The following is a 12,717-nucleotide window of genomic DNA, read 5'->3' as shown; positions in this document are numbered from 1 at the left end:
TCATTGTGCGAGAACAGCAGTTTTGCGTTCTACTAAATTGGCGATAGAGTTGATGGTGCGGAAATTTTCAAACTCTAAGTCTTCGTTCTCAACCGCAATCTGAAATTCCTGCTCAACAAATAAAACCAGCTGCATCGCAAACATCGAATTTACAAAACCGAGAGCGAAAATATCTTCGTCTGGTTGTAAGTCATGATTGCCGAAAAATTTTGACAAGAAGGTTTTAATTCTAGCTTGCACTTCTTTCATAAGTCTTGAAATTCCTAGTTATTGATATACGTAAAAACCTTGACCATTTTTTCTGCCATATAACCCTGCATCCACCATTTTTTTCAGTAAAGGGCATGGTCGATACTTGCTATCATTAAAGTTTTCATACAAAACTTCGATAGAAAATAAAATGGTATCTAGTCCAATTAAATCTGCGGTTTCTAAAGGCCCCATTTTGTGACCAAAACAGCTTTTAAAGATTTTGTCTACATCTTCTGCTGTTGCTACTTGGTCTTGCAACAGAAACACAGCTTCGTTAATGGTTAGCATCAACACGCGGTTAGAAACAAAACCCGGTGAGTCGTTAACAATGACGCATTCTTTCCCCATCTGAGTCAGCATTTGTTTTGCTGTTGCAATTGTTGACTCCGAGGTATGATATCCCCGAATCATCTCTACCATTGGCTTCATTGGTACAGGATTCATAAAGTGAATACCCAGGACTTGATCAGGGCGTTTGGTAAGTGAAGCTAGGCGAGTAATGGGGATTGCTGATGTGTTAGCCGCAAATATACAATGTGGTGGACAAATAGCATCCAATTGTGGATATATCCCTTTTTTAATATCCCATTTTTCGGTGACATTTTCAACTACAAAATCAGCATTTTCTAAAAGTTTATAGCTAGTAGAAAACTCGATTTTTTCCAAAATACTATCTGGAGTTTTTGGATTATCGCTTTTTTTGAAAAAACTTTGCAAGCGGATATTATTTCTGATTTCGTATTTAGCTTTATCGAGAATATCTTCCGAAATATCTATCAATATTACTTCATGACCTGTTTGTGCGAGGTTTTGTGCAACCCCGATACCCATCACGCCTGCACCAACAACGCCTACTGTTTGAATTTTCATAATTTATCTTAGCCTCCTTCTACGCTCTAAACATAAATATGTGAAACTAGCTTTTCGGCTTCTTCTTCGGTCAGTTCTGACAATTCTTTGATCAGGATGTCTTCAATCAGTAAAGCTAATTCTGCCACCGTTGGCGCTTCAAAAATATGGCGTAATGATAGTTCAACTTGAAAATCTTGACGCAACTGAGAAACTATTTGGGTTGCAATTAAGGAGTGTCCGCCTAAATCAAAAAAGTTATCATCAACGCCGACTTGATCAATACCTAATAATTCTTGCCAAATCTCAGCAATCTTTTGCTCAACAGCACTACTGGGCTCAAGATAAACAGTTTCTAAAATTGGTCTTGGGTGCGATGTTTGAGATTGAGGAGATTGTTCGGAATTTTTTAAGAAAAGTGGTACGGCAAAAGCTTGATGTTCTGCAATGACAGTTTGGAGATTTTTTGTTGATACAATTACTTGAGGTAAATTTTGAGATAATATTCGCTCAAAGGCATCTATACCTTCTGCAAAAGATATACCATATTTTTGTCTTGTTTGCTTAATTTCAGCTTGCATATTAGGGGCAAATGCTAACAAAGATTTTTGCCAACTATCCCATTCCCACCAATCCCAATTAATTGAGATTGTCGGTATTTGGTGTTGATAAAAATTGTAGTGGGCAAACCCATCTAGAAAGGTATTAGCTGCACAATAATCTACTTGTCCTAAGCCGCCTGTGATTGCAGTAGTAGAAGAAAATAAGACCAGGAAGTCTAAATTAATGTTTTGCAAAACAGTATTTAAAACTATTGTGCCTTGGAGTTTAGGTTGAAAAACTTGTGCGGCTAATTCAGGTGTTTTGAGTTGAATAATACCTGCACCTGGAGTTCCGGCTGCATGAATTACGCCATGAATCTTACCAAAGCGATCGCATACCTGATTAATCGCACTCTGCATTTGTTCTAGGTTAGCAACATCGGCTTTCAGCACTAAAACCTCTGCACCTAACTCTTCTAGAAGCTGGAGTTTTTTGATTTTGGTTTTGAGTAAATCATCTTGCTCTTGGCTGGATAGCAATTCCTCCCACTCGACTTTTTTTGGTAATTCCGAACGTCCAATCAGGACTAATTTTGCTTGTACAGTCTTGGCTAAATATTCCGCGATCGCTAGGCCAATTCCGCCTAATCCACCTGTGATTACATATACTCCTTCTTTTCTGAATTTGTTGTTAGTACTTGTTTGGCTGGCGATGGGTAAGGGTTCAAAACACTGTATCCATCTTTGATTTCCTCGATATGCAATGACTTGCTCAGATGATAATGTCTGAAGTTCTCTACAAAGATTGTCTATCAACTGTTGCCATTGCTTTGTATCAACCTGGGGAATGGTAATATCGATGCTGCGGCAGGATATGTGGGCATATTCTTGCGGAATAACTGTACATAGCCCCAGGATGGTTGCCTTTTCTGGACATAAATATGCTTCATCAACTACCTGTTGCATGTTGTTAGAAACAACATTAATTTCCACAGATTTGGTAAGATTTTGTTCTCCCAATGCTTGAACGAGAAAGAGCAAGCTCCAAAAACTTATATCTTGCGTAGCTGCAAAATTTTTTAGTTCCGATATTTGACTATTATATGATGTAATGTTCCACAGATGAGTAATTTTCTGTGGTATTTGACCCAAATTGTGGAGATGTTTGATTAAAGTATCATAGTCATTTTTGCTTTGGGGATTAATCGTATATTCCCCATATCCAATTTGACTAAATGCTTCGCCAATTTTGACAGTGATGACATTTTTACGCTCATTTTTCAAGCTTTCGACAAGTTGATTACCAATACCGCAAGCATCAAGAAATACTAACCAATAATCGCTTGAATCGATTGGTTTTGCTTGTTCCAACGATACAAGTAAAGCCGAACGTTTCCAAGAAGGAATGTTAAACCAGTTGGTAACATCCAGCTTTTCTGTTGATAATGCTGGAGATTTATCTGAAGAACTCGTTGGTTTTTGTGGCTCTAACCAGTAGCGTTGACGTTCAAAAGGATAGGTTGGTAAAGGAAGACGATAACGACGCTCATCACGATAAAATCCTGACCAATCTATTTCTACTCCGGCTGACCACAACCTACCTATTGTTCTTAACAAGAATACTAAGTCTGGTTTTTGATCGTAAGCATATCTCAGGGAGGGTAAGATGATCTGATTGACTTCGGGATTGGTTTCGAGACATTGAAGGGCAAAACTATTTAAAGTCTGTCCTGGCCCTACTTCTAATAAAATGGGATTATTTTGGTTCCACAGTTCATGGATACCCGGAGCAAATAACACAGGTTGACACAGGTGTTGAACCCAATAATCGGGATTTGTGGCTGCTGCTGCTGTGATCCAAGTTCCTGTAACGTTAGATATGTAAGGAATTTTTGGGGCTTGGAGTTTAAAGCTGTTGACTAACTCACGTAACTCAGAAATCGCACCCTCCATCATGGGAGAGTGAAAAGCATGAGAAGTTTCTAGGCGACGACAAGCTAAACCTCGTTCAGTTAACTGTTGTTCCAGAGCTTCTACAGCGTTAGTTGCACCTGCAACTACACACATAGATTTGCCGTTAACCGCAGACAAGGAGATTTGATCATTTAGCCAGGGAGATATTTCTGCTTCTGAAAGTGGAACAGCGAGCATTGCACCACCTGGTAATTTTTGAATTATCCGCGCTCTTGCAGCAATCAGTTTTAAACCTTCGTCTAGAGATAAAACCCCGGCTACAGTGGCTGCTACATACTCACCAATGCTGTAACCGATCATTGTTTGGGGACGAATTCCCCAGGAGATCAATAGCTGTGCTAAAGCATATTCAATGACAAAAACTGCTGGTTGGGCTAGTTCAGTTTGATGGAGTAAGGAAGGTTGTTCCTGATTTCGCCCCAACATTTTCCGCAAATCGAAACCTTGAGATTCTAGATTTAATTTTTGGTTTTCTGGGGTTTGTGGTGAATGTCTACTTGGATAAAGAATATCGCGTAAATCTTGATTCAAAAGCGGTTGCAGAAACTCGCAACAGTAATCAACTTGCTGGCGAAAGATAGATTCAACTTGATAAAGTTCCCAACCCATGTTGACATATTGAGTACCCAGACCAGGGAACATAAAAGCTATGGACTTTTGTTGTGTTGCTGGGATACTGCTCAGTACTTTTTGAGAGTTTTCTAGGGCTGCGATCGCATCTACAATATCTTGACACACCACAGCACGCCGATGTTCAAAAGCTTTTCGCCCATACTGTAATGTGTAAGCAACATCCGCGAGGTTTAAATCAGGATGCTGTTTCAGGTAATTTGCCAGATTCACAGTTGCAGTGTTTAATGCTGAGTCTGTTTTGGCTGAAAGTACTAATAATTGCCAAGGACGAGAAGTACTAGACTCAACCAGAGTTGGTGCTGCTTCTAAAATGACGTGGGCGTTGGTACCACCGATACCCAAAGAACTCACACCAGCACGACGAGGGGTATGAGTATTTTGCCAATCTGTCAGCTTGGTATTGACATAAAAAGGACTGTTGGCAAAATCAATATTTGGATTGGGTTCGGCAAAATGCAAGCTAGGCGGTATTTGTTGATGTTTGAGCGCCAAAGCAGTTTTGATTAAACTTGTCACCCCAGCAGCTGCATCCAAATGACCAATATTGGTTTTGACGGAACCGATCGCACAAAATTGCTTTTTATCAGTACTTTCACGGAAGACGCTGGTTAATGCCGAAATTTCAATCGGATCTCCTAAGACGGTTCCGCTACCGTGGGTTTCAATATAGCTAATGGTTTCCGGCGGCACATCTGCTAAACTTAGTGCTTCGGCAATAACTTGAGCTTGTCCGTTGACACTGGGTGCTGTGTAACTGATTTTACCTGAACCATCATTATTGATAGCACTACCTTTAATGACAGCATAGATATGATCACCATCGGCGATCGCTTCAGTTAACCGCTTTAAAACCACAATTCCCACGCCATTGCCAATAATCGTACCTCTAGCTTGAGCATCAAAGGCGCGACAGTGACCGTCAGGCGATAAAACACCACCTTCTTGATACAAGTACCCGGTTTTTTGGAGAATATTAATTGAAACTCCCCCAGCTAAAGCCATATCGCATTGATAATTTAATAAGCTTTGGCAAGCGAGAGAAATTGCAACTAAGGAAGTAGAACAAGCAGTCTGTACTGTAAGGCTGGGGCCTGTAAGATTTAATTTATAGGAAACACGAGTAGCGAGGAAATCTTTATCGTTACCAATTCCCCTTTGAAAAAGACTTGCTAATCCTGTGCGCTCGTTATTTAAATCTAAAGATAAATAATTATTTGAACTCGCACCTGCATAAACTCCGATACGACTTTCACAACGTTGAGAGTCATAGCCGGCATTTTCTAATGCTTCCCAGGCACATTCTAAAAATAACCGATGCTGTGGATCTGTAATTTCTGCTTCTTTAGGATTAAAACCAAAAAATCCAGCATCAAATAAATCTATATTTGCTAATATCCCCAGACTTTTCACATAATGGGGATGATTCACTAATTCTGGCTCAATTCCCGCCGTAATTAATTCTGTATCAGTAAAGGTAGAAATTGATTCGACACCAGAGCATAAATTTTCCCAAAATTCTGGAATATCATTAGCACCGGGGAAACGCCCCGACATCCCAATAATTGCGATCGCTTCGATGACATCTTGTAATTCTGTACTATCCATCACTCCTATCTTAACCTCATTAATTACACATTTTATTAGCGCAGGTTGCTGGCTAATACTGCTCTACTCAACCAAGGAAATTCCCATAAAAATCCGAAAATATTGACTTGTCGTATGTAATTGTTTCAGCTTCCTGTCCACATAGTTTTAATGAGGGTTATTTCTCTGTTTTATTTGCGTAAATTACGAGTTTGTTTTTTCCTGTTTAAAGCCGATTTCTGTTTTTCAGAACGGTTGCGAATTTCTTGAAAAGACTGTTGTTCTTGCTGTTCTTGACTAAGATGTTTGGCTAACAAACTAATACTAGGATATTGAAACATTTCTACTACTGAGATATCACGTTGTAGTTTTTCTCGTAATTGGGCGTTTACCTGAGAAATCAACAAAGAATGTCCGCCCAAATCGAAAAAGTTATCGTTAATACTAACTTTTTCGATACCTAGTACTGTTTGCCATGTATCAGCAATGGTCTGCTGTAGCTCTGTTTCAGGTGCTACATAGAGGTTGTTTTGGGTAGCGTAACTTTCTGGCAATGGTAAGACGCGACGATTGACTTTGCCATTTGGGGTTAAAGGTAGTGCATCTAAGAAGATAAAAGCACTTGGCACCATGTACTCAGGTAGTTTTTCTTTGAGAAAATCTCGGAGTTGAGGTACTCGTTCACGCGCTAAGTTTCCTTGCCACGGAGTGTTAGCGTAATTGTGCCAAGGACGAGATGAAGGAGGTACAGCAGCAGGTAAACATAAACACTCAGCAGCATCAGGTGTAGATCGCTTAAATATCACATCATAGCGATCGCCCGCACCAGTGTTTGACCAGGTAATTTGGACTGAATAAGGGAGGTCTTTTTCTAATGCCCAGAAGTCTTCTGGCTCTACGCCTCGATCTTCAAGATATCTGAACAACTGCTTGATCTCACCTACAGTTTCTGGTTTTTCACTATTTGCCAACCACTGCACGAGCTGAACATCTGCGATCGTGCGGGCATTCGGTACACCGGTAATACCTAAAAATTGGGGTGCAGTTTCTTCTAGAATACAGCGAACGGAAGAAAGGGTTAGCTCTTGTTTGTGCCAATCTAGCCAGGATATCTCCGCCGTCGAAGTTGGTTGATCGTCCACATGAAGAATCACATCGTAACGAAATTTAGTTAATTCATTGTGAGAACAACCACGCTCTAGCAAAATGTCAACATGACTGATTTTAGGTAAATGCTGTTTGAGGGCTATGAAGAAAGCGGGGTCGATGACTAATTGTTTCTCTTCAAACAACTGTTTCTGCACACGCTGTTGTAAGGCCTCCTTAGAAAGATTGTCTGGAGATCGATAAAGTTGAACTGAGGCATGGAAGGCTTCTAAGAGGGGCAGACTGCGAACATCTCCCAGGAAAATGAAGCCACCTGGTTCTACAGCTTTGACTGCCTTCTCCAAAACCTGGAGCAAATAGTCAATGCTTGGGAAGTACTGAGCCACAGAGACAATTAACACGCCATCAAAGCTATTCTCTGCCACATCATCAAAATCTAAAGCACTTCTTTGACTGAGTGTGACTCCTGCTAATGGCTGCTCTAGGGTGTCTAACTGTTGTTGGAGAATTTGCAGGGCATTTTGTGAGGGGTCTGTTGCCCAGTATTGCTGACAATGGGGGGAAATGCTGAAAAGCATTAGTCCGCTACCACCACAACCGATTTCTAAAACCCGGTTGGGCTGTAAACCTAAGATGCGCCCGGTGGTTTGCTTCATCCACTCATGCACTTGTTCATCTGGAATAGATGCTCCTGTGTAGCTGCTTTCCCAACCTTTGATATAAAAACCAGAGTTTTGAGAAGTATCAAACTTTTTATAGAGACTATCAAAGACAGTTTGCCACTGCAAGGTTTGTTGAGTGTCTAAGGCTTCTACTTTTTCTGGGTGATACTGTCCGACAACATAAGCAATCAATCGCTGATGATCTGAGCGATCGCAATGAGCAACAACTACCGCTTCTCGAACACCTGGGTGTTGATTTAGTAAAGTTTCTATTTCTCCTAATTCAATGCGGAATCCTCGAATCTTGACTTGATGATCAATACGTCCGAGAAATTCTAGGTTGCCATCAGGCAAGTAGCGAACTAAATCGCCTGTTTTGTAAAGACGCTCTCCAGGTTTTGAATTGTAAGGATTAGGAATAAACTTTTCTGCTGTTAAGTCTGGTCGCTTCAGGTAGCCTCTAGCGACACCGACACCTCCAATATATAATTCGCCAGGAGTTCCTACAGGCACTAGTTGTAGATTGGAGTCAAGGATGTAAGTTTGAACTTGAGGAATAGCTTTGCCAATTGGCACTTCGCCCAGTGTTGGTACTGATAAGTCACAAAGTGTTGCCACAATAGTTGTCTCTGTAGGGCCGTAGCTATTGAGAAGACGTACTTTTTGACCAATAGTCTGCTGCCAAGTTGTCAAGTGCTTTCTATTGGCTTTTTCGCCACCAATAATCACTAATCTCAGAGAATCAGGAATTGCCAAATTTGCTGTTGCTAATTCAGCAGTAACTTGATGCCAAAAAGCGGTAGGTAAATCCAGAACAGTGACTCTGTAATCGCGGCATTGCTGTAAAAATTGCGGTATTGAACTTAACATTTCCTCTGTCCGCAATATGAGACTAGCACCACAAACTAGACAGGGAAATATTTCTTCCGCCGCAGTATCAAAACTGATGGAGGCAAATTGCAAAATGCGATCGCTCGCCTTTATCCCCAATTCTATACATGCAATATTGATATAATTACTTAAAGCATGATGCTGAATCATTACCCCTTTGGGTGTTCCCGTGGAACCAGATGTATAAATTACATAAGCGAGGTTCTCCGGTTGTGTCTGATGAATTGGGTTTTCTTGGCTTTCACGCGAAATAACTTCCCAATCTGTGTCTAAGCAAATGACTTGAGCTTGATGTTCGGGGAGTTTCTCAGCTTGTGTTGACGTAGTAAGTAAAACTGACACCTGGGCATCTTTTAACATCAAAGCAAGGCGTTCTTGGGGATAAGCCGGATCGAGAGGTAAATATGCACCTCCAGCTTTGAGGATCGCCAACAGTCCAACCACCATCTCTAAAGAACGTTCTATGCAGATTCCTACTAAAACTTCTGCTCTAACTCCCAGGGTTTTGAGGTAATTTGCTAATTGATTTGAACGCTGATTTAATTCTCTGTAAGTTAAAGACTGATTTTCAAAGATGACTGCAATTGCATCTGGTGTTCGTTCTACCTGGGCTGCAAATTGTTGATGAATGCACTGTTGAGGTTGGTAATTGGAGATTTGGGATTTATTTGTACTAAATTCTAGTAACTCCTGACGATCTGCCTCGCTCAAAAGTGGTAAATTAGATAGCCGAGTTTGAGGTTCAGCACCAATCCCTGACAGTAAATTCTCAAAGTGTCTCAGCATCTTCGCGATTGTCGCAGCATCAAATAGGTCAGTATTGTAATGGAAGGATGCCGCCACTGCTTGATGTGTAATATCAATAGAAAGACTCAAATCAAACTGTGCTGTTTTGGTGTCGATTTTGACCCAACTTACCGCCAAACCAGGCATTTCTGGTAAATTGGAGTAATCTTGGATATTAAACATGACTTGAAACAGGGGTGTGCGACTGGTGTCGCGTTCTGGTTGCACTGCTTCTACTAGTTGGTCAAAGGGTAAATCCTGGTGTGTATAGGCTTCTAAAGCTACCTTTTTAACTCGCTTCAGTAACTCGTCAAAAGTTGGATTGCCACTCAGGTCTGTACGTAGCACCAAAGTATTGACAAAAAAGCCAATTAACCCTTTAATTTCATCACGATTACGGTTAGCAATTGGTGAACCGACAGCAATATCATCTTGTCCGGTGTAGCGGTAGAGGAAAGTTTGAAATGCTGCCAATAGCAACATATATAAAGTTACACCCTTTTGATGGGCGATCGCCTTGAGTCTATTGATCAGTACTTCAGACAATTCGAGGGATTGTTGAGCGCCATTTGAGGTTTGTACCGTCGGTCTTGGTCGGTCAGTGGGTAATTGTAATGCTGCTGGTATATCTTGCAGTTGTTTCTTCCAATAAGAAAGTTGAGTTTGCAGAATTTCTCCTTGCAACCATTGTCTCTGCCAATGGGCAAAATCTTTGTATTGGATAGAAATTTCTGGTAAAGATGAAGCAGTTCCAGTTAAGAATGCTTTGTATAGTGATGCTATCTCTTGTAAAAAGACTTCACTAGACCAACCATCAGAGATGATGTGGTGCATTTCCAGCAACAGAATATGCTCTTGTGGTGCAAGGCGCAAAAGTTCAGCACGTAATAATGGCCCCTTGGTCAAATCAAAAGGTTGCTGGCTTTGCTCAGTCAAGAATTGCTGGACTGAGGATGCAATATTCTTTTGATCATCAATTACTGATAAGAATAATTTGAGGGAAGGAGTAATAATTTGTACTGGCTGTCCGTTGACAACAGTCAACGTGGTTCTGAGAGCTTCATGTCGTCGGACAATTTCGTTTAAACTTTGCTCTAACAAGATGATGTCAAGCTCACCTTGGAGATTTACAGCTAAGGAAATATTGTAAGCTGGGTTCCCTGGTTGCAATCGGTCAAGGAACCATAATCTTTGCTGTGCAAAAGACAAAGGATAAACTTCGGCTTGTGGAATTGGGTTTAGAGGTACAGCAGGAATAAAAGCTGCTGTTGTGATTTGGGTGAGGATTTTAGTCGCCAGCGATCGCGGACTCATCCCGGCAAACAAGTCTGCAATGGATATTTCTACTTCTATGTCAACCTCAACCCGATTTTTCAACTCAAATACTTTTAAAGAATCTAGTCCGAGGGTGCTTAATGGTGCTTGGAGAGGAATATTATCAGGTGTGATCGCTAAAACATTAGCTATTTGTACAATTAAATATTGTTCTAAAACTGTCTGACGTTCTTGTGTAGCCAGTGTCAACAGTTGAGAACGCTGTAATTGAATTGACTCTTGGACAATATCACTAGCTTTTAAAATATTGTTGGCAACTATATTCAGTTCACCATTCTCAAACTGTGCGCGAGTTGCACGGCGTTGAATCTTACCACTGGAAGTTTTGCAAATCGTCCCTGGTTTAATTAAAACAACTGCATAAACTTGTATTTCATGTTCTTCCGTCACTGCTTGACGAATTGCATTAATGACTGTCTCTAAATTTGGCTTGGCGCGAAACTCTAATTCTTGGACAACTACTAGCTTTTCTTCGTTATTAACTAAAACTGTAAATGCGGCATTCGCACCAGGACGCAAGGATGAATGACTGCGTTCAGCCGTTAATTCTATATCTTGGGGGTACAGGTTGCGACCACGAATAATAATTAAATCTTTCGCTCTCCCTGTAATAAATAATTCTCCATCCTGCAAAAAGCCTAAATCTCCTGTCCGCAGGAATGGCCCTTCGCCGGTATCTGCTAAATAAGCTCCGAATGTCTCTGCTGTTTCTGCTGGACGATGCCAATATCCTTGACCAACACTCAATCCAGATACCCAAATTTCCCCAATTTCATCAGGTTGACAAGTTTTGAGTGTGTCTGGATTAGTAATTACTACTTTCTGGTCAGGAATAATTTGACCACAACTAACAAAGTAAGATGTATCATCTCCCCCAACCACCGATGACTCGACAACTTGATGAGATGCTAATGCAGATTTCTGCAATGCTTTGATTTTTGGTGGCGCAGCCTTCTGTACACCAGCTACCATCAAAGTTGTTTCCGCCATCCCATAACAAGGATAAAACGCTTCTTTGCGGAAGCCACACTCTGCAAAAGCTTCTGCAAATCGCTCTAATGTATCATAACGAATCGGTTCCGCACCATTAAACGCCACACTCCAACTACTCAAATCAAGAGTTGCTTTTTGTTCAGGTGTGATTTTCTGCACACATAAATCATAAGCAAAATTCGGGCCGCCACTGGTTGTCCCGCGATAGTGAGAAATTGCCTGCAACCAACGATAAGGACGTTGGAGAAAAGCTGCAGGCGGCATAATAATGCAAGGGAAACCACCATACAAAGGTTGCAATATCCCACCAATTAGACCCATATCATGGTACATCGGTAGCCAAGTCACAAACTTACTAGCTGGCGAATGCTCCATAAATTGGCGAGTTGTTTGAGCATTGTGCAGTAAGTTTCGATGACTAATCATCACACCCTTGGGTGTTCCCGTTGAGCCAGAGGTATATTGCAGAAACGCTAAACTATCTTGATCAATATGAGGTTTTTGCCAGTTGTCTTCTATTCCTGGGGCAATATTATCTGTTGTCAGCCATTGCAACGATCCCAAATCAGTCCTTTGGCTGATTAAAGACTGCACTGTTGGGAGTATATCTGTTGTTGTCAGCGCGATCGCGGCTTGTGCATCTTGAGCGATCGCCTGGATTCTCGGTGTGTTACGCTGATTTCTCGGAGGATAAGCAGTAACAGCCACAACTCCCGCATATAAACAACCGAAAAAAGCAATTAAAAAATCTAGTCCCGCCGGATAAAGCAGTAAAGCACGTTCTCCCACTAAACCCATTGCTTGCAATTGTGCAGCCGTTCGTCTAGCAAGTCTATCCAACTCTTGATAAGTTAGCCGCGCTTGTTCTGTTTCTCCATCTAGTAAAAAAGTGAAAATATCTTGATTTCCTTGGGTAGAACTTCTCCAACCCAACAGTTCAACAACTGTTCTACAGTTACTGAGGCTAAACTCATCGTTAGTGTCGCTTGTCGCAGAGAAGACATCGCTTGGTTGAAAGCTAGAAGAATATTGATTCATGTTTAGATGACTAGATGCACTTTAATGCACTACTTACTTTCTATCTAGACTCTATAAATCTGTTCAGATAA

4 protein-coding genes are annotated in these 12,717 nt (G+C 41.1%); all 4 read right to left on the bottom strand.

Features of this window, described 5'->3' with window-relative positions:
• The 4 genes from H6G79_RS09195 to H6G79_RS09180 all read right to left on the bottom strand — a co-directional run bounded on the left by H6G79_RS09195 (position 1) and on the right by H6G79_RS09180 (position 12,646).
• The gene (locus H6G79_RS09195; protein ID WP_190588355.1) at positions 1–249 is read right to left on the bottom strand and encodes an acyl carrier protein; all 249 of its coding nucleotides are present in this window, start codon (positions 247–249) and stop codon (positions 1–3) included.
• Positions 250–267: 18 nt separating this feature from the next.
• Complete coding sequence (locus H6G79_RS09190; protein ID WP_190588356.1) at positions 268–1,122, bottom strand: 3-hydroxyacyl-CoA dehydrogenase family protein; 855 nt, start codon at positions 1,120–1,122, stop codon at positions 268–270.
• A 26-nt stretch (positions 1,123–1,148) separates the two neighbouring features.
• Positions 1,149–5,855 (bottom strand): type I polyketide synthase, encoded by a 4,707-nt coding sequence (locus H6G79_RS09185; protein WP_190588357.1) that lies wholly within the window; start codon positions 5,853–5,855, stop codon positions 1,149–1,151.
• 170 nt (positions 5,856–6,025) lie between these two features.
• Complete coding sequence (locus H6G79_RS09180) at positions 6,026–12,646, bottom strand: non-ribosomal peptide synthetase (protein WP_190588358.1); 6,621 nt, start codon at positions 12,644–12,646, stop codon at positions 6,026–6,028.
• Positions 12,647–12,717 lie beyond the last annotated feature (71 nt).

The sequence above is a fragment of the Anabaena sp. FACHB-83 genome, assembly GCF_014697485.1.
GTDB lineage: Bacteria > Cyanobacteriota > Cyanobacteriia > Cyanobacteriales > Nostocaceae > Nostoc_B.
Note: the sequence above shows the minus strand (reverse complement) of the source record. Positions and strands in the feature narration are given on the sequence as shown.

Excerpts from the sequence above, each read along its gene's own strand:
- H6G79_RS09195 (WP_190588355.1), bottom strand. The coding sequence starts at position 249 with ATGAAAGAAGTGCAAGCTAGAATTAAAACCTTCTTGTCAAAATTTTTC.
- H6G79_RS09190 (WP_190588356.1), bottom strand. The coding sequence starts at position 1,122 with ATGAAAATTCAAACAGTAGGCGTTGTTGGTGCAGGCGTGATGGGTATC.
- H6G79_RS09185 (WP_190588357.1), bottom strand. The coding sequence starts at position 5,855 with ATGGATAGTACAGAATTACAAGATGTCATCGAAGCGATCGCAATTATT.
- H6G79_RS09180 (WP_190588358.1), bottom strand. The coding sequence starts at position 12,646 with ATGAATCAATATTCTTCTAGCTTTCAACCAAGCGATGTCTTCTCTGCG.